General features: G+C 71.7%; 10 protein-coding genes. 7 read left to right on the top strand and 3 right to left on the bottom strand.

What is annotated here, in order from left to right; genetic code table 11:
• Nucleotides 1-216 precede the first annotated feature (216 nt).
• The 3 genes from OG252_RS18755 (at nucleotide 217) to moeZ (ending at nucleotide 3,155) form a co-directional block, all read left to right on the top strand.
• A complete protein-coding gene (locus OG252_RS18755; RefSeq protein ID WP_266434075.1) occupies nucleotides 217-1,176 on the top strand; it encodes an NAD-dependent epimerase/dehydratase family protein in 960 nt (319 codons plus the stop codon).
• Nucleotides 1,164-1,913, top strand: coding sequence for a spherulation-specific family 4 protein (locus OG252_RS18750; RefSeq protein WP_329337373.1), 750 nt, complete (start codon nucleotides 1,164-1,166; stop codon nucleotides 1,911-1,913). Before OG252_RS18755 ends, OG252_RS18750 begins: the two co-directional genes overlap by 13 nt.
• A 63-nt stretch (nucleotides 1,914-1,976) precedes the next feature.
• A complete protein-coding gene (gene moeZ, locus OG252_RS18745) occupies nucleotides 1,977-3,155 on the top strand; it encodes an adenylyltransferase/sulfurtransferase MoeZ (RefSeq protein WP_266434071.1) in 1,179 nt (392 codons plus the stop codon).
• Nucleotides 3,156-3,241: 86 nt separating this feature from the next.
• On the opposite strand, the gene OG252_RS18740 is transcribed toward moeZ, so the two are convergent.
• The 3 genes from OG252_RS18740 to OG252_RS18730 all read right to left on the bottom strand — a co-directional run bounded on the left by OG252_RS18740 (nucleotide 3,242) and on the right by OG252_RS18730 (nucleotide 9,352).
• The gene (locus OG252_RS18740; RefSeq protein WP_329337370.1) at nucleotides 3,242-4,792 is read right to left on the bottom strand and encodes an alpha/beta hydrolase; all 1,551 of its coding nucleotides are present in this window, start codon (nucleotides 4,790-4,792) and stop codon (nucleotides 3,242-3,244) included.
• Between the two features lie 139 nt (nucleotides 4,793-4,931).
• Nucleotides 4,932-6,476 (bottom strand): alpha/beta hydrolase, encoded by a 1,545-nt coding sequence (locus OG252_RS18735; protein ID WP_266434067.1) that lies wholly within the window; start codon nucleotides 6,474-6,476, stop codon nucleotides 4,932-4,934.
• An 89-nt stretch (nucleotides 6,477-6,565) separates the two neighbouring features.
• Nucleotides 6,566-9,352 (bottom strand): lysylphosphatidylglycerol synthase domain-containing protein, encoded by a 2,787-nt coding sequence (locus OG252_RS18730; RefSeq protein ID WP_266434065.1) that lies wholly within the window; start codon nucleotides 9,350-9,352, stop codon nucleotides 6,566-6,568.
• Nucleotides 9,353-9,538: 186 nt separating this feature from the next.
• On the opposite strand from OG252_RS18730, the gene OG252_RS18725 reads away from it, so the two are divergent.
• The 4 genes from OG252_RS18725 to OG252_RS18710 all read left to right on the top strand — a co-directional run bounded on the left by OG252_RS18725 (nucleotide 9,539) and on the right by OG252_RS18710 (nucleotide 18,757).
• A complete protein-coding gene (locus OG252_RS18725; RefSeq protein WP_329337367.1) occupies nucleotides 9,539-9,925 on the top strand; it encodes an MGMT family protein in 387 nt (128 codons plus the stop codon).
• A 317-nt stretch (nucleotides 9,926-10,242) separates the two neighbouring features.
• Nucleotides 10,243-13,686, top strand: a complete 3,444-nt coding sequence (locus tag OG252_RS18720; RefSeq protein ID WP_329337365.1) for an ATP-dependent helicase — start codon at nucleotides 10,243-10,245, stop codon at nucleotides 13,684-13,686.
• A gap of 105 nt (nucleotides 13,687-13,791) precedes the next feature.
• The gene (locus tag OG252_RS18715; protein WP_329337363.1) at nucleotides 13,792-17,334 is read left to right on the top strand and encodes an ATP-dependent DNA helicase; all 3,543 of its coding nucleotides are present in this window, start codon (nucleotides 13,792-13,794) and stop codon (nucleotides 17,332-17,334) included.
• A 10-nt stretch (nucleotides 17,335-17,344) separates the two neighbouring features.
• Nucleotides 17,345-18,757, top strand: a complete 1,413-nt coding sequence (locus tag OG252_RS18710; protein ID WP_329337362.1) for a dipeptidase — start codon at nucleotides 17,345-17,347, stop codon at nucleotides 18,755-18,757.
• Nucleotides 18,758-18,785: the final 28 nt, after the last annotated feature.

Here is an 18,785-nt window from a genome sequence, read left to right as displayed (position 1 = left end):
TGAGAGACCGATTCCGCGCCAGACCGAGGACGGACACCCGCCGACGCGGCCCCGACCCACGACGAAACCAAAGGCGCTACGCGCACCACCACTCGCGCGCGCAGGCCGCCGCAGGCACCCGGCCCCACCGCCGGAGGCAACCCGCATGACCTTCCCCGAAGGAGACCCCCAAATGATCACCTCCCGACCCGATGCCTCGGCCCCGGGAGCCGCCCGATGAGAGTCCTGCTGATCGGAGCCAACGGCTACCTCGGCCGCTTCGTCGCTGACCGCCTGCTCGCCGACCCGGCCGTCCAGCTCACCGCCCTCGGCCGCGGCGACGACGCGGACGTCCGCTTCGACCTCGCGTCCGGCAGCCCCGGCGCCCTCACCCGCTTCCTCGACGCGGTCCACCCCGGCGTGGTCGTCAACTGCGCCGGCGCCACCCGCGGCGGCGCCCGCGAACTCACCCGCCACAACACCGTCGCCGTCGCCACCGTCTGCGAGGCCCTGCGCCGCAGCGGTTGCGGCGCCCGTCTCGTGCAGATCGGCTGCGGCGCCGAGTACGGTCCCAGCCAGCCCGGCTCCTCCACCGCGGAGGACGCGGTCCCCCGCCCCGGCGGCCCGTACGGCGTCAGCAAACTCGCCGCCACCGAGCTCGTCCTCGGCTCCGGTCTGGACGCCGTGGTCCTCCGGGTCTTCTCACCCGCGGGCCCCGGCACCCCCGCCGGCTCTCCGCTCGGCCGCCTCGCCGAAGCCATGCGCCGCGCCATGCAGTCCGGCGACGGCGAACTCAAACTCGGCGGACTCGGAGCCCAGCGCGACTTCGTCGACGTACGCGACGTGGCCCGCGCCGTACACGCGGCCTCGCTCTCCGCCGCGCAGGGCGTCATCAACATCGGCTCGGGCCGCGCTGTCCGCCTGCGCGACGCTGCCGCGGTCCTCGCCCGCGTGGCCGGATACGGCGGCGCCCTCCACGAACTCGACGGCCACTCCGGGCCGTTGAGGGCGACCATCGGCCACCCCCGCACCGAGTCGGACCACGCGGCCCCCGTCGCGTACCCGTACCCCGACGGCTGCGGCAGCTGGCAGCAGGCCGATGTGCGCACCGCTCGTGACCGGCTGGGCTGGCGGCCCCGGATCGGTCTCGAAGAGTCCCTCGCCGACATCTGGATGGAGGCGGCATGCCGCATCTGACCCGCGCCAAACCGGGCACGGCGAGCACCGACCTGCGCACCGGCTTCGGCGTCCCCGGTTTCGCCCACCCCCTCGTCGCCCCCGCCGAGTGGGCCGAACTCACCCGCCCGGGCACCCCTCTGCACTGGGTCGTCCTGAACGTCGCGGACGGTCCCGGCAGCCGTCCCGACCCGCACTGTCTGGAGGCGGCCGGCCGGCTGCGCAACGCGGGCATCCGCGTCCTCGGCCACCTCGACACCGCGTACGGCGCCCGCGCCTTCGGGGAGGTGATCTCCGAGGCGCACCTCTACATGGACTGGTACAAGGTCGACGGCTTCCTTCTGGACCGCTGTCCGACCGAGCGCGTCGCGCTGCCCGAGATCCGCCGTACGGTCACCACGCTCCGCGCGCTGTGTGAGGAGGCCCACGTCGTCCTCGGCCATGGCATCCACCCGTACCCCGGCTACGCCGAGAACGCCGACCAACTGGTCACCTTCTCCGGCCCTTGGAGCGACTACCGCTGGTCGCAGGTGGCGGAGTGGACCGCCGACCATCCACCCGAGCGTTTCTGTCACTTCGTCCACGGGGTGCCGCGCCCTCACCTGGAGGAGGCGCTGCGCATCGCCCGCTGGCAGGGGGCGTCGACGATCTACTTCACCGACCGCACGGACCGCGGCGGCCGCACCGATCCCTGGGAGACCATGCCCGGTTACTGGGACGAGATCGTCTCGCGGATCGGAACGGGTGTCTCGGAATGAAAAAGGCCATGGCACTGTTACGGGGAGAACAACCGTAATGATTGACCGACCAACGGAGTCCCCGTGTCGCTGCCACCCCTGGTCGAGCCCGCTGCCGAGCTCACCGTAGACGAGGTCCGCAGGTACTCCCGCCACCTGATCATCCCCGACGTCGGGATGGACGGGCAGAAGCGGCTGAAGAACGCCAAGGTGCTCTGTGTGGGCGCCGGCGGCCTGGGCTCGCCGGCGTTGATGTACCTGGCCGCCGCGGGCGTGGGCACGCTCGGCATCGTGGAGTTCGACGAGGTCGACGAGTCGAATCTGCAGCGTCAGATCATCCACAGCCAGGCCGACATCGGCCGCTCCAAGGCCGTGTCCGCGCGCGACTCCGTCCTCGGCATCAACCCGTACGTCAACGTGGTCCTTCACGAAGAGCGGCTCGAAGCCGAGAACGTGATGGAGATCTTCAGCCAGTACGACCTGATCGTCGACGGCACGGACAACTTCGCGACCCGCTACCTGGTCAACGACGCGTGTGTGCTGCTGAACAAGCCGTACGTGTGGGGCTCGATCTACCGCTTCGACGGTCAGGCCTCCGTGTTCTGGTCCGAGCACGGCCCCTGCTACCGCTGCCTCTACCCTGAGCCCCCGCCGCCGGGCATGGTTCCCTCCTGCGCCGAGGGCGGTGTCCTGGGCGTGCTGTGCGCGTCCATCGGCTCCATCCAGGTCAACGAGGCCATCAAGCTCCTCGCGGGCATCGGCGAGCCGCTCGTCGGCCGCCTGATGATCTACGACGCCCTGGAGATGCAGTACCGCCAGGTCAAGGTCCGCAAGGACCCGAACTGCGCGGTCTGCGGTGAGAACCCGACCGTCACCGAGCTCATCGACTACGAGGCCTTCTGCGGCGTCGTCTCCGAGGAGGCCCAGGAAGCGGCCGCCGGCTCGACGATCACTCCCAAGCAGCTCAAGGAGTGGATCGACGACGGCGAGAACATCGAGATCATCGACGTCCGTGAGATCAACGAGTACGAGATCGTCTCCATCCCGGGCGCCAAGCTGATCCCGAAGAACGAGTTCCTCATGGGCACCGCCCTGGAGACCCTGCCGCAGGACAAGAAGATTGTCTTGCACTGCAAGACGGGTGTCCGCAGTGCGGAAGTCCTCGCGGTCCTGAAGTCCGCGGGCTTCTCCGACGCCGTGCACGTCGGCGGCGGCGTGATCGGCTGGGTCAACCAGATCGAGCCGAGCAAGCCGGTCTACTGACCGCACCAGCCGGTCTACCGACCCGGCATCCCGGCCTGAGCGGCGGGGGTCTCGCGCACCGACGGTGCCCGAGGCCCCCGCCGTCTTCATGAGCAGACCTTGCCGTCCCTCGGTACCGTCCCGGCCAGCAGATACGCGTTCACCGTGGAGTCCACGCAGTCGCTCCCGCTGCCGTACGCACCGTGGCCCTGGCCCTTCCAGGTGAGCACCACGCCTACGCCCTTGCCCAGCTCGTCCGCCATCTTCTGCGCGCCCTCGTACGGCGTCGCGGGGTCGCCCGTGTTGCCGACCACCAGGATCGGCGCCGCTCCGGGCGCGCTCACCTCCGGGCTCTCGTGCTGCCCGGCCACCGGCCAGTTGTGACACCAGCCGGCCGTGTCCCAGCCGAGGAAGGTTCCGAAGACGGGCGAGATCTTCTCGAACTCCGGCAACAGCTTCTTCGTCTCCGCGGCCGTCGGCCGCTGCTTGTCGTCCAAGCACGATATGACCCGTTGTGAGTGGGTCGTCGTGCCGTAGCGACCCGACGGGTCACGCTCGTTGTAACCGTCCGCGAGAGCCAGGAGCTCCGACCCGTCGCCCTGCTCCGCCGCCTCCAGGGCGCTGGTCAGTGTGGGCCAGCTGTCCTGGCTGTACAGCGGCAGGACGATGCCCGTGACGGCGAGCGTCTGCGTCAGTTCCCGCCCGGACGACGTCGGCAGCGGGTTCGCGTCGATCTCCTTCAGCAGGTCCGCGATCTTCTGCGAGCCCTGCTCCGAGTCCTGGCCGGTGGACTTCAGGTAGTCGTCCAGAGCGCGCTGGAAGCCCCGGGCCTGGTTCTTCGCATGGCCGACCGTGTCGGCACTCGGGTCGACGACCGCGTCCAGGATCAGTCGCCCCACGTTCTTCGGGAACAAGTGGGCGTAGACGCCGCCGAGTTCGGTGCCGTACGAGATGCCGAAGTAGTGCATCTTCCGGTCGCCGAGGACCTGGCGCATCAGGTCCATGTCGCGTGCGGTGTCGGTGGTCGAGACGTGCGCCAACAGCTTTCCGGCGTCCTTCGCACAGCCCTTGCCGAAGTCGGCGGCGTCCTTGAAGTACGCCGACTCCTCGGACGACGTGTCCGGGGAGACGTCCACCGACTCGGCGGCCTGGATCTCCTTGTCGCTGCGGCAGCGGACGCCCTCGCTGGCGCCCACTCCGCGCGGGTCCCAGCTGACCAGGTCGTACCGCTCGCGGAGGAGGGAGGTGGTGGCGGCGTACGCAGGCATCGTGGACACACCGGAGCCGCCGGGGCCGCCGAAGTTGAACAGGAGCGAGCCGATGCGGTTGTCGCCCCGGGCCTTGGTGCGGATCAGTGCGAGGCCGATCGTCTCGCCGTCCGGCTTCGACCAGTCCAGCGGCACCTTGAGTGTCGCGCACTGCCAGTCGCTGCCCGGCGCGGAGGAGTCCGCGGTGGCCTTGCAGCGCGCCCAGTCGAGCTTCTGGGAGGTCAGTGAGGAGGGCAGGGCGGAGTCGGCCGTACCGGAGGATTCGGCCGACGGCTGTGCCCGGCCGGTCTTCCGGCCGCCCTTGTCATCGCTTGACGAGCCGCCGCTGCAGCCCGTCACCAGCAGTGCGGCGGCGGCGCCCAGGGCCGTCCACCGTACGAAACGCGTCATTGCACTTCCCCCCTCGCAGGCCGTCCGCCCTGTGCCGCGGATGGCTGTCCGGCCATGGTAGGCGGATCTCGGCTCAGCCGCTGCGGCCTGTGGATAACGTTCTGACCTGCGAGTTCTCCCCGATTCGGGGTGGGATGTGTCAGGAGCAGACGGTTTTGGCCGCGGGAATCCTCCCGTCCAGCAGATAGCCGTTCACGGCGTCCTGCACGCACCTGTTCTTGCTGTCGTACGCACCGTGCCCCTGCCCCTTGTAGGTCAGCTCGACACCGACGCCCTCGCCCAGCGCGTCCACCATCTTCCTCGCACCCTCGTACGGGGTGGCCGGGTCGCCGGTGTTGCCCACGACGAGGATCGGCGCGGAGCCGGGTGCGCTCACGTCGGGATGGTCGGCGGCGCCCGGCACGGCCCAGTCCGTGCAGCTGATCATGCCCCAGGCCAGGAAGTCGCCGAACAGGGCGGAGGCGGCCCGGAACTCGGGCAGTTTCCGCTCCACATGGTCGGCGGTGTACCGAGGCTTGTCGTCGGCGCAGTTGATGGCGATGTTGGCGGCGGTGATGTTGCTGTACTCGCCGTCCTGATTACGGCCGTTCATCGAGTCGGACAGCGCCATCAGGATCTGCCCGTTCCCGTCGTACGCCTGCTCGAGGCCCTCGGTGAGGTACTCCCAGAAGTCCTGCGAGTACAGCGCCTGCGCGATGCCGTTGGTCGCGGCGCTCTGGGTCAGCTCGCGCGGGGGGAGGCCGAGGATCGGCTTGCGGTCGAGGTCCTTGAGCAGTGTGGCGATGCGGTCCTTGACGTCCTGAGCGGTGTCGCCGACCGGGCAGTCCTCGACCTGGGAGGTGCAGTCCTCGGCGTAGTTGTCGAGAGCGCGCTGGAAGCCCCTGGCCTGTCCGAGCGAGCCCTGTTCGGCGTTCTGCGTCGGGTCCACGACCGCGTCGAAGACCGCGCGGCCGACGCGCTTGGGGAACAAGTGGGCGTAGACACCGCCGAGTTCGGTGCCGTACGAGACGCCGAAGTAGTGCAGCTTGGCGTCGCCGAGGACTTGGCGCATCAGGTCCATGTCGCGGGCCGCGTCCGTGGTGCGGACATGGGGCAGCACCTTCTCGGAGTTCGCCTCGCAGTCCTCGTTGAACTCCTTGGTGTTGTCCAGGAGCGTGCTGCGCTCGGCCGCGTCGTCGGGAGTGGCGTCCTGCTGGAAGAAGGCGTCCAGTTGGAGGTCGTTCTGGCACTCCACGGGGGCGCTGCGGCCGACCCCGCGCGGGTCGAAGCTGACCAGGTCGTAGCGGGTACGCAGTTTCGCGTAGTCCTCGCCGAATGCGGGCAGCGTGGTGACGCCGGAGCCGCCGGGGCCGCCGAAGTTGAAGACCAGCGAGCCGATGCGTTCGCTTTCGTCGCCGCTCGCCCTCGCCCGGATCAGCGCGAGCTTGATCGTGTCTCCCTTGGGCTCGGCCCAGTCCAGGGGCGTCTTCATAGTTGCGCACTGCCACTTGTCGCCGTCCGCGAGAGGGGACGGGGCGTCACCGCCGCCTTCCGCCGGGGACGGTGCCGGACAGTCCTCCCAGCTCAGTTCCTGGGCCGACAGGTCCTCGTCCTGGGAGTCGTCACCGCAGCCCGCCAGCACGGAGGACAGCAGAAGGGCGGTGGCGGTGAGGGCAGCGGCGCGCAGCCGGGGAGGGTTCGGCATGACCCCATCCTGCGGTCGCACACGACGGGACGCTCGGGGCGCGAGCCGTACGAGGTACGCCGCCGGGACCCCCGTACCGGATGCTCGTACTACAGCGCTCCCTTGCGCGTGAGGTGGTTGAAGGCGAGCCAGCCGGGCAACACCGGCAGCCACAGCGTCAACAGACGGAAGAGCAGCACCGCCGGCGCGGCGACCTCCTTGGGGAGGCCGACGGCGATCAGACCGACCGTCAGGGTCGCCTCCACCGCGCCCACGCCACCCGGCGTCGGGGCCGCGGACCCCAGCGCGTTGCCGGCGAGGAAGACGACGGCGACGCTGGCGATGCTGATCGAGGTGCCCTCGGTGCCGAACGCCCGGATCGAGGCGTCCAGACACATCACGAAGCAGGCCGTCAGGAGCAGCATGCCGCCAATCCCGGTGATCAGCTTCTGCGGCCGCTGGAGCACGTCGAGCATGCGCGGCACGACACCCGCGAACAGCGACCTCACGCGCGTGACGACGAATTTCCGCAGGAACGGCACCGAGGTCACCACGAGCACCAGCACCGCCACCGTCAGCAGACCCGCGATGACCGTCCGGGACGGCGACAGCGACGGTGTCTTCTCGGTACCGGTCAGATAGCCGAAGGACAGCAGCATCAGGATGTGGCAGCCGAGCCCGAACAGCTGCGACGCGCCGACGCTCGCCACCGCGAGCCCGGGCCGCACGCCCGCGCGTTGCAGGAAGCGCGTGTTGAGGGCGACGCCGCCCACGGCGGCCGGCGCGACGATCTTCACGAACGAGCCGGCGACCTGGGCCGCCACAGTCCGCACGAAGGGCACCCGCTCGGGCACGAAGCCCAGCAGGGCCATCGCCGCCGCCAGGTAGCTCAGCGCGGAGAAGACCACGGCGGCGGCGACCCAGCCCCACTCGGCGTTCTCGATGAGCGGGCCGAACTCGATGTGCGTGAGCTGCGTCAGCAGGAAGTACGCGCCGATCGCGCCGGCGATGAAACTGAGCAGCGTGCGCAGCCGCACCCGCTCCAGGCGGGCCGGCTCCACCGGGGCCTGGGGCCTGATCAGCAGCACCTCGTGGCGGATCTGCGTGAGCAGGTCCTCCTCGCGTGCCTCCTCCACGGCCTCGTCGATGGCCCGCTTCTCGGCCCTGGCCTCCGCCTTCACGGCCCTCTTGTCGGGCTTTTCGAGTACGGGCCGGGTAGGGTGCGGCGCTTCCTCCAGGCGGGCCTGCTTGTCCTGCCGGGACGCCTCGAGGACCGCCTCCCGCTCGCGTTCGGCGCGCTCCCGGGCCAGTCTGCGCAGCGTCGCGCGCGTGGAGCGGCTCAGCGCGATGGGCTGCAGCATCGGCAGACAGTCGGCCACGGCGTCCGGACCGAGCACCTCCACCGCCGCGGCCACCGCGCGCTGGGCGCCCACCCTGAGGCCGAGCGTCACCAGCAGCTGGGAGGTGTCCATGCGCAGCAGCAGGTCGCCGGCCGCGATCTCGCCGACGCGCAGGTCGGTGAGGATCACCGTGCCGGAACGATCCACCAGAATCGCGTCGCCGACGAGCCTTCGGTGCGCGATGCGCCGGGACTGCAGTGCGCGCACCTGGTGCCAGGTGTCGCGCAGCAGTTCGTCGGTGATCTCCTCGTCCGCGAGGGAGTCGAGGGTGCGCCCGCCGGTGTGCTCGTAGACGAGCATCACCGCGTCGGGGCCGAGCTCGGAGGTCGCGATCAGTTTGGGCGCGTTGGCGCCGGCGGCGATCGCCGCGTAGGCGAGCAGCGCCTCCTGCTCCAGTGCCTGCCGCAGCGACTGGAGGCTGCTGCGGGTGGCGAAGCCGCGCAGGGTCAGGTTGCGATAGGCACGGTAGAAGAAGCCCTGGGCCTGCTGCTCCCGGTCGACGACTGTGACGTCCAGCGGTGGACCGTCCTCCAGGGTGACGAAATAGCGTCGGCCGCGGTCTCCGGTCTCCGGGGTCTCCGCCACCTCCTCGCGAGCCGCGCTCACCGGGCGGAAGCCGACGTGGCTGAGGCCCGCCATCAGCGTCCGGCCGGTGGGGCGGACGTTGGGCGAGCCGACCGCGTAGAGCGTCCCGTAGGCCACGGTCCAGCCGATGAGCACCGTCAGGATGATCGAGAAGGGTGTCGTGTAGCCGGTGACGAGCATCGAGAACGCGTCGAGCATCAGCACGATCCACAGCACCGCTCGCCAGCGCGGCCGGCGCGACATGCCCACGGCCGTCATGTACGCGATGACGGGCGCCAGATAGCCGTGCACGGGGTCGGTGAGGGCGTGGATGTCGCCGGGGGAGGGCTGGGTGAGCGCCTCCTGGATCGAGTCGGGGGCGGCCTTGGCGACCCACAGGTCAGTGGCGAGGGTCACTCCGTGCGCCAGGACGGCCGCGAGGACGCCGTCGGCGATGCGCAGCCCGTCGCGTTTGATCAGCCGCTCGATCGCGAACGCGACCGGCACCAGGAGGATCGCGATGCTGGACGCCAGTCCGGCGATCTTGATCAGCAGATCCGGTGCCCGTCCGGTGCCCTTGTTGATGTCCTGCTCAAGGCCCGAGGTGGTGCCGTGGGCGAACGCGGCGATCGCGATCAGCAGGGCCACCGCCAGCACGCCCACCAGGAGCCGCATGAGATCGTTGGGCCGGTGCACGCGCGCGGGGAGGAGAGGTTCGTCACCCTCGACCTCGTCGGCGTGTACCTCGTCAGGATCGCCGGAGTCGGGCCCGGACGGTGCCGAGGGCGCCTCCTTGTCGGCGTCTCCCGCACCCTTCTCGTCCGTCTTCTCGTCCGCCTTGTCCGTCTTCTCGTCCGCGTCGGCGGTGTCCGGGCGCGACGATGCGGCAGGGGTGCTCTCCGCGCCCTCGGGATGCACACCCTGCTGCTTCATCGTCTCTTCTTGGTCTCGTATCACCGGTCACCGCCCGCACGATGGTGGCATGCCCCACCGACACAGGGGGGTGTCAGGGTGCACAAGCGGGGGCGCACAGTCTGCCGGAAGCGCCGTCTCAGGGCGAGGGATACCCACAGTCGTGAGCGCGTCACATTGTCGGTGGGGTGGGGCAGGATGGGGCGGATGAGCGAGGAGAGCCTTCCGGACGAAGCCCGCGCGGAGCACGCGGACGCGCTGCCGGAGTACGCCGAGCGAGTCCTCGACGTCGCCGAGCGGATTCCGCCCGGCCGCGTCATGACGTACGGGGACGTCGCGGAGTGGCTGGAGGAAGGCGGACCCCGTCAGGTGGGACGCGTCATGGCGCTCTACGGCGGAGCCGTTCCGTGGTGGCGGGTCGTCCGCGCGGACGGTGTCCTGCTGCCGGGCCACGAGCTGGAGGCTTTCAGCCGCTACCGCGCGGAGGGCACGCCCCTGAAGGAGGCGAGCAGGGCCGCCGAGGGCCATCTCCCGCGGATCGACATGAGACGGGCGCGGTGGGACGGCGGTGAACGCGCGGAGGGTCACACCTGACAGCTTCCGCCATCGGGCGGCCTCAGGGGCGGCCGGACGGCCGTACGGGCGAAACAGGGCGCGTCCGTGACATGTCGGCGAAAAAAGGACACATGCGTGGTGTGCCTGGGACAAGCAGGCATGTCCGAGGCATGCCGTACGTTCGTGGGGCGAGGGGCGTACGTGTCGAGAGTGCCGTGAGGGAAGAAGAGGAAGCCCTGCTTCCGCGCCTCCCGTCGGCGTAGCGTCGGCTGCACGTGCCCCCTTCATCCCGCGATCACCGTCCTCCCCGCACGGAGGACAGCCCCACTGCACACCCACCAGGACCGGCGAACCACGTGAGCTCCTCTTCCTCCACCAAGCGCCTGTCGCACCCACAGGGGCGACAGGGGAACCGTGGCGCTTACCGACTGGTGCGTACCCCGCCGGCCCGCGTGGATCCCCCTCGTCTGGACGCCGCACAGCGCGCCGTGGTTGACCACGCCACCGGCCCGCTGCTCGTTCTCGCAGGTCCGGGCACCGGAAAGACCACCACGCTCGTCGAGTCGGTGGCGGCGAGGATCGCCCGGGGCGGTGACCCCGCGCGCGTGCTGGTGCTGACGTTCAGCCGTAAGGCGGCCGTCGAACTGCGCGACCGCATGGCGCTGCGCATAGGGGCGGCGTGGGCGCCCCAGGCGACCACCTTCCACTCGTTCTGCTACGCCCTGGTCCGCGCCCATCAGGACACCGACCTGTTCGTGGAGCCCCTCAGGCTGCTGTCCGGTCCCGAGCAGGACGTCGCCGTCCGTGAACTGCTCGCGGGCCAGCCCGACCTGGAACGGCTCGGCCTCGCGCACGTGCGCTGGCCGGACGAACTGCGCGCCTGCCTGACCACCCGAGGCTTCGCCGACGAGGTCCGCGCGGTCCTCGCCCGCAGCCGCGAACTGGGCCTGGGCCCGGGCGCCCTGGACGCCTTCGCCCGCCGCATCGGCCGCCCCGACTGGCGTGCGGCGGCCGCCTTCCTCGCCGAGTACCTCGACGTCCTCGACCTGCAGGGTGTGCTCGACTACGCCGAACTGGTCCACCGCGCGGTCCTCCTCGCCCGCCGCCCCGAGGCCGCCGAGCGGCTCGCCGCGCAGTACGACGCCGTCTTCGTCGACGAGTACCAGGACACCGATCCGGCCCAGGTACGACTGCTGCACGCGCTCGCCGGGGGCGGCCGCACCCTCGTCGCCTTCGGCGACCCCGACCAGTCGATCTACGCGTTCCGCGGCGCCGACGTGAACGGCATCCTGGACTTCCCCCAGGCCTTCCCGCGCGCGGCCGGCCGTCCGGCGCCGGTCGAGGTCCTGCGTACCTCACGCCGCTCCGGAGCCTCTCTGCTGGCCGCGACCCGGCTGCTGACCCAGCGCATGCCGCTGACCCGCCTTCCGGCCCACAAGGTGCGCGCCCACCGGGAGCTGACTCCCGTCCGGGACGGAGGCCGCGTCGAGGTGTACACCTACCCGACGACCGGCACCGAGCTGGACAACATCGCCGACATCCTCCGCAGGGCACACCTGGAGGACGGCGTCCCCTGGGGCGAGATGGCCGTCCTGGTGCGCGCCGGATCCCGCACCATCCCGACGGTCCGCCGCGCGCTCACCGCGGCCGGCGTGCCCCTGGACATCGACGGCGACGACCTGCCACTGCGGCACGAGCCGGCGGTGGCTCCGCTGCTGACGGCACTGCGGGCGGTGGCAGCGGCGGAAGCCACAGAGCAGGCCGCAACAGGGGAGGCCACGGAGCAGGCCGAAGAAGCCGAAGAAACCAAAGAAACCAAAGAAACCGAAGAGGCCGAAGAGGCCGCAGAAGGGGAGGCCACGCAAGAGGAGGCCACGGAGCAGCCCCCGGAAGGGGCTCCCTCTGAAGAGCGGGAGCCCGAGACCTGCTGGCTCGACACCGAAACCGCCCTCACCCTCCTCGCCTCCCCCCTCGCGAGCATGGACGCCGCCGACCTGCGCCGCCTCGGCCGTGCCCTGCGCGACGAGGAGCGGGCCGCGGGCAACCCCCTGCCGCCGCCCTCGGACGAGCTGCTCGCGCGGGCGCTGGCCGAGCCGGAGCGCCTGGCCGTGCACGACCCCACGTACGCGCGAGGTGCCCAGCGGCTCGGCGCGCTGCTCAGGAAGGCCCGTGAGCGCCTGGCGGGCGGCGGTACGGCCGAAGAGGCGCTGTGGGACCTCTGGGAGGGCACGCCGTGGCCGACGCGCCTGGAGCGGTCCGCCCGACGCGGCGGCGCCGCGGGACGCAACGCCGACCGGGACCTGGACGCCGTGTGCGCGCTGTTCGCGACCGCCGCCCGCGCGGAGGAGCGCACCGGCGGCCGGGGCGCCCTGAACTTCCTGGAGGAGATCGACGCCGAGGACATCGCCGCTGACACGCTCACGCGGCGTGCCGTACGCCCCGATGCCGTCCGCCTGATGACCGCGCACCGCTCCAAGGGCCTGGAATGGCGGCTCGTCGTCGTCGCGGGCGTCCAGGAGGGGCTGTGGCCGGACCTGCGTCGGCGGGGCTCCCTCCTGGAGGCCGACCGCATCGGCCGCGACGGACTGGCCGAACCGCTCACCCCGGGGGCGCTGCTCGCCGAGGAGCGCCGCCTGTTCTACGTGGCCGCCACGCGCGCGCGTGAACGCCTCGTCGTCACCGCGGTCAAGGCGCCCGCCGACGACGGTGACCAGCCCTCCCGCTTCCTGACCGAACTCGGCGTCGAGCCCAAGGACGTCACAGGCCGCCCCCGCCGCCCGCTGTCGGTGGCCGCGCTCGTCGCGGAACTCCGCGCCACCACCGTCGACCCGCGCGTCTCGGGCACCCTCAGGGAGGCAGCCGCCCGCCGGCTGGCCCGGCTCGCCGCACTCGCCGACGAGGACGGCCGCCCCCTGGTGCCGTCCGCCCACCCCTACCGCTGGTGGGGCATGTTCGAACCGACCGAGAGCAAGATCCCACTGCGCGACCGCGACCAGCCCGTCGTGCTCTCCGGCAGCGCCCTCGACCAGCTCGCCAACACCTGCGCCCTGCAGTGGTTCCTGGGCCGCGAGGTGAAGGCCGACGCGCCCGCGACGGTCGCCCAGGGCTTCGGCAACGTGGTGCACGTCCTCGCCGACGAGGTGGCCTCCGGGCACACCCCGGCCGACCTGGCCGTCCTCATGGAGCGACTCGACTCCGTGTGGAACGCGCTCGCCTTCGACGCGCCGTGGAAGTCGGCGCAGGAGAAGGAGAACGCGCGCGTGGCGCTCGAACGCTTCCTGAAGTGGCACGTCATGGACCGCAGCGGGCGCACACCGGTCGCCAGCGAGCACGACTTCGACGTGACCCTTGAGGCGGGCGAGGTCGAGGTGCGCATCCGCGGCCAGATGGACCGCGTGGAGGCCGACGGCGAGGGCCGCGCCTACGTCGTCGACTTCAAGACCGGCAAGCAGGCGCCCAGCGCCGCCGAGGTGGAGCACCACCCCCAGCTCGCCGTCTACCAGCTCGCCGTCCGCGAGGGCGCCGTCGACGAGGCCTTCGACGGAGTGCGCCCCGAGCCGGGCGGCGCCGAACTCGTCCAGCTCCGCCAGGGCGCCGCCAAGCGGGACGGCGGCGAGACCCTGCCCAAGGTGCAGGCCCAGGAGCCGCTGGAGGGCGAGTGGGTCGGCGATCTGCTGGCTACGGCCGCCGGCAAGGTCCTCGACGAACGGTTCACGCCGAGTGCGGGCCAGCACTGCTCGCACTGCGCGTTCCGGGCGTCGTGCAGCGCGCAGCCGGAGGGACGGCACGTGGTGGAGTGAGCGCACTGGTGTGATCAGTCGCACCACGTGTGCTGACCTGCGCTTCACCCGGCCCCGAGGGCGATGTGTCCTCGACTGTCAGTGGCCGCCGCTAGCCTCTCCGACATGCCCGCCCGTATCACCGATCCCGATCAGCTCAAGGAGCTCCTCGGCATCCCGTTCACCCCGGAGCAGACGGCCTGCATCACCGCGCCGCCCGCCCCGCAGGTGATCGTGGCCGGAGCCGGCTCGGGCAAGACCACGGTGATGGCGGCCCGCGTGGTCTGGCTGGTCGGCACCGGCCAGGTCGCTCCCGAACAGGTGCTCGGCCTCACCTTCACCAACAAGGCCGCCGGTGAGCTCGCCGAGCGCGTGCGCAAGGCGCTGATCAAGGCCGGCGTCACCGACCCCGACGTCATCGACCCGGACAACCCGCCGGGCGAGCCGGTGATCTCCACCTACCACGCCTTCGCGGGCCGCCTGCTGACCGACCACGGCCTGCGCATCGGCCTCGAACCGACCTCCCGCCTGCTCGCCGACGCCACCCGCTTCCAGCTCGCCGCGCGCGTACTGCGCGAGGCCCCCGGCCCCTACCCGGCGCTGACCCGCTCCTTCGCCGACCTGGTCAGCGATCTCCTCGCGCTCGACGCCGAGCTCGCCGAGCACCTCGTACGACCCGAGGACCTGCGCGCGTACGACGCCGACCTGCTGCGTGCCCTCCAGGGCGCCAAGCTCACCAACGACGCCTTGCGCAAAGTGCCCGAGACGGCCGCCGCCCGCCGTGAACTCGCCGAACTGGTCGTCCGCTACCGCACCGCCAAGCGCGACCGTGACCTGCTGGACTTCGGCGACCAGATCGCCCTGTCCGCCCGGCTCGCCGGAATCCCCGAGGTGGGCCGCGTCCTGCGCGACGAGTTCCGGGTGGTGCTCCTGGACGAGTACCAGGACACCTCCGTGGCCCAGCGCGTCCTCCTGGCGGGCCTGTTCGGCGGCGGCACCGGCCACCCCGTGACCGCGGTCGGCGACCCCTGTCAGGCGATCTACGGCTGGCGCGGCGCCTCCGTGGCCAACCTGGACGACTTCCCGGAACACTTCGCCCATGCCGACGGCCGCCTCGCCGCCCGTCAGTCGCTCAGCGAGAACCGCCGCAGCGGCGGCCGCCTCCTCGACCTCGCCAACGGCCTCGCCGAGCCGCTGCGCGCCATGCACGCGGGCGTGGAGGCCCTGCGCCCGGCCCCGGGCGCCGAGCGCGACGGCATGGTCCGCTGCGCCCTCCTGCCGACCCACGCCGAGGAGATCGACTGGCTCGCCGACTCCATCGCGCACCTGGTGAACACGGGCAAGGCACCCGGTGAGATCGCCGTCCTGTGCCGTACCGCCACCGACTTCGCCGAGATCCAGGGTGCGCTCGTCGCCCGGGACGTCCCCGTGGAGGTCGTCGGCCTGTCCGGGCTGCTGCACCTGCCCGAGATCGCCGACCTCGTCGCCGTCTGCGAGGTCCTCCAGGACCCCGGCGCCAACGCTTCCCTCGTCCGTCTGCTGACCGGCCCGCGCTGGCGCATCGGCCCGCGCGACCTCGCCCTCCTTGGGCGGCGCGCCCGGCTGCTCGTCTCCCACGCGCGCGTGGACGGCGACGACGACCCGGACCGCCGGCTCGCCGAGGCCGTCGAGGGAGTCGACCCGTCCGAGGTGATATCGCTCGCCGACGCGCTCGACACGTTCCTGGAGACGCCGCTCGACGGTGACGGGGACGACGACGGGCTGCCCTTCTCGCCGGATGCGCGCGTGCGGTTCGCGCGCCTGGCCACCGAACTGCGCGACCTGCGCCGCTCGCTGTCCGACCCGCTGATGGACGTCCTGCACCGCGTCCTCGCCGTCACCGGCCTGGAGGTGGAACTGTCGGCGTCCCCGCACGCGCTGGCCGCCCGCCGCCGCGAGACCCTCTCCAACTTCCTGGACGTCGCCGCCTCGTTCGCCGCCGGCGACAACGAGACGAGCCTGCTCGCCTTCCTCGCCTTCCTGCGCACCGCCGCCCAGTACGAGAAGGGCCTCGACAACGCCCTCCCCGGCGGCGAGAACACCGTCAAGGTGCTCACCGCGCACAAGTCCAAGGGCCTGGAGTGGGACGTCGTGGCTGTCCCCGGACTGGTCACGGGCACCTTCCCCAGCACCCAGGGCCGCGAGAAGTGGATCGCCCAGGGCAAGGTGGTGCCGCACGAACTGCGCGGCGACGCCGACACCCTCCCCGACGTCACCTCCTGGGACTCCCGCGGCCTGAGGGCCTTCCACGAGGACATGAAGGAGCACCAGCACACCGAGGAACTCCGCCTCGGCTACGTCACCTTCACCCGCCCCCGCTCCCTGCTGCTCGGCTCCGGCCACTGGTGGGGGCCCAGCCAGAAGAAGCCCCGCGGGCCGTCCGACTTCCTCCAGGCCCTGTACGAGCACTGCGCGGCCGGACACGGCGAGATCGAGGCCTGGGCGGACGAGCCCGCCGAGGACGAGGAGAACCCGGCCCTGCACCAGCGGACCGCCGACCAGGTGTGGCCCCTGCCCCTGGACGAGACGTCCCTGGCCCGCCGCCGAGCGGCCGCCGAGACGGTCCTGACACACCTTGAACACCTCGCCTCCCACGAGGACGACCACCCCGCCGCCCTGCACGACCCGGACACCTTCGACGACCCGGACTGGCCCGTGCCGCCGGACGACGACGTGGTTCCCGGGGACGACGCGGTTCCCGAGCCCGACCCCTACGCACTCGACTACGAACTCGGCCTCTACGAGGAGGCCCCGTTCGCCGGGGAGGACTCGGCCGACTGGGACTCCTGGAGCGCGGACCGCCCGACCGTCCCGCACCAGGCCGTGGGGCCGGGCGCCACGGAACACCCCCGTACCGAACCGGCGCGGCCCCACCCCACGGAACCGGGAAACGCGCCCCTCACCCCGGAAGAGGCCCGCACCATCGCCTCCTGGGACCGTGACCTCGACGCCCTCACCGGTGAACTCCTGCGCTCCCGCGAGAGCGTCACCGACGTCCCCCTGCCCGCGTCGCTGACCGCGTCCCAGCTGATGCGCCTGGCCGCCGACCCGGCGGGCCTCGCCCAGGAACTGGCCCGTCCCATGCCCCGCCCGCCGCAGCCGGCAGCGCGCCGTGGCACCCGCTTCCACGCCTGGATCGAGTCCCGCTTCGAGGCACTGACGCTGCCCATGCTGGAGCCGGAGGAACTGCCCGGCAACGAGGCCGAGATCGCCGACGAACGCGATCTCGAAGCCCTCAAGGACGCCTTCGAGCGCACCGAGTACGCCCAGCGCACGCCCTACCGCGTGGAGGCCCCCTTCCAGCTCGCGATCGCCGGGCGCGTGGTCCGGGGCCGTATCGACGCCGTCTACAAGGAGGGCGACGGCCCGACGGCCACGTACGAGATCGTCGACTGGAAGACCAGCCGCACCCGCACCGCGGATCCGCTCCAGCTCGCCGTCTACCGGCTCGCCTGGGCCGAGCGGCAGGGCGTACCCCTGGAGTCGGTCACGGCGACCTTCCTCTACGTGCGCAGCGGCGAGGTCGTACGACCGGACGACCTGCCCGGCAGAGCCGCACTGGAGCGGCTGCTGCTGGAGGAGCCGGGGGGTGAGGAACCGCACGACGAGGATGTCGGTGCGGGCCGATAGGCTCGTGACCATGAGCCAGCCCGTTGACAGTGCCGTCAGCGCCGCCCGTACGTACATCGCGCGGCACCGTGCCGCCTTCCTCGACGAGCTCGCCGAGTGGCTGCGCATCCCGTCCGTGTCGGCCCAGCCCGACCACGCGACCGACGTACGTCGCAGCGCCGACTGGCTCGCCGCCAGGCTTCAGGAGACCGGCTTCCCGACCGCCGAGGTCTGGGAGACACCGGGCGCGCCCGCCGTCTTCGCCGAATGGCCCTCCGACGACCCCGAGGCGCCCACGGTCCTGGTCTACGGCCACCACGACGTGCAGCCCGCCGCCCGCGAGGACGGCTGGGACAGCGAGCCCTTCGAGCCCGTCATCCGGGAGAACCGTCTCTACGCGCGCGGGGCGGCCGACGACAAGGGCCAGGTGTTCTTCCACACACTCGGCGTCCGCGCCCACCTCGCCGCCACCGGCCGTACCGCGCCGGCCGTGCACCTCAAACTGCTGATCGAGGGCGAGGAGGAGTCCGGGTCCCCGCACTTCCGCGCACTCGTCCAGGAGCACGCGCAGAGGCTCGCCGCCGACGTCGTCATCGTGTCCGACACCAGCATGTGGTCCGAGGACACCCCCACGGTATGTACCGGCATGCGCGGCCTCGCCGAGTGCGAGATACGGCTGTACGGCCCGGACCAGGACATCCACTCCGGCGCCTTCGGCGGCGCCGTCCCCAACCCGGCCACGGCCGCTGCCCGCCTCGTCGCCGCCCTGCACGACGAGCAGGAGCGCGTGGCGGTCCCCGGCTTCTACGACGGCATCGTCGAGCTCACCGACCGCGAACGCGCACTCTTCGCCGAGCTGCCCTTCGATGAGCAGGAGTGGCTGCGCGAGGCCAAGTCGCACGCCATCCACGGTGAGTTCGGGCACACCACCCTGGAGCGCATCTGGGCCCGCCCCACCGCCGAGATCAACGGCATCGGTGGTGGCTACCAGGGACCCGGCAGCAAGACGATCATCCCGTCCTCCGCCCTGCTGAAGCTCTCCTTCCGGCTGGTCGCGGGCCAGGACCCCGATCGCATCGAGAAGGCCGTCCGCGACTGGGCCGCCGAGCAGGTGCCCGCCGGAATCCGCTACGAGATCTCCTTCGGCGCGGCCACGCGCCCGTGCCTGACGCCGCTTGACCACCCGGCCCTGCAGTCCGTCGTCCGCGCCATGGGCCGAGCCTTCGACAAGCCCGTCGGCTTCACTCGCGTGGGCGGCTCGGGACCGGCCGCCGACCTCGAGGAGGTCCTCGGCGCACCCGTGCTCTTCCTCGGCATCTCCGTCCCGTCCGACGGCTGGCACGCCCCGAACGAGAAGGTCGAGCTGGACCTCCTCCTCAAGGGCGTCGAGACCACCGCGTACCTCTGGAGCGACCTCGCGGAGAACTGGCGCCATGCGCCCTGACCGTCCCGCACCGCCCGGATCGGCCTGG

The sequence above is a fragment of the Streptomyces sp. NBC_01352 genome (assembly GCF_036237295.1).
GTDB classification, from domain to species: Bacteria; Actinomycetota; Actinomycetes; order Streptomycetales; family Streptomycetaceae; genus Streptomyces; species Streptomyces plumbiresistens.
The sequence above is the reverse complement of the archived record's forward strand: the minus strand, read 5'-3'. Positions and strand labels throughout refer to the sequence as shown.

Excerpts from the sequence above, each read along its gene's own strand:
- OG252_RS18755 (WP_266434075.1), top strand. The coding sequence starts at position 217 with ATGAGAGTCCTGCTGATCGGAGCCAACGGCTACCTCGGCCGCTTCGTC.
- OG252_RS18750 (WP_329337373.1), top strand. The coding sequence starts at position 1,164 with ATGCCGCATCTGACCCGCGCCAAACCGGGCACGGCGAGCACCGACCTG.
- OG252_RS18740 (WP_329337370.1), bottom strand. The coding sequence starts at position 4,792 with ATGACGCGTTTCGTACGGTGGACGGCCCTGGGCGCCGCCGCCGCACTG.
- OG252_RS18735 (WP_266434067.1), bottom strand. The coding sequence starts at position 6,476 with ATGCCGAACCCTCCCCGGCTGCGCGCCGCTGCCCTCACCGCCACCGCC.
- OG252_RS18730 (WP_266434065.1), bottom strand. The coding sequence starts at position 9,352 with ATGAAGCAGCAGGGTGTGCATCCCGAGGGCGCGGAGAGCACCCCTGCC.
- OG252_RS18725 (WP_329337367.1), top strand. The coding sequence starts at position 9,539 with ATGAGCGAGGAGAGCCTTCCGGACGAAGCCCGCGCGGAGCACGCGGAC.
- OG252_RS18715 (WP_329337363.1), top strand. The coding sequence starts at position 13,792 with ATGCCCGCCCGTATCACCGATCCCGATCAGCTCAAGGAGCTCCTCGGC.
- OG252_RS18710 (WP_329337362.1), top strand. The coding sequence starts at position 17,345 with ATGAGCCAGCCCGTTGACAGTGCCGTCAGCGCCGCCCGTACGTACATC.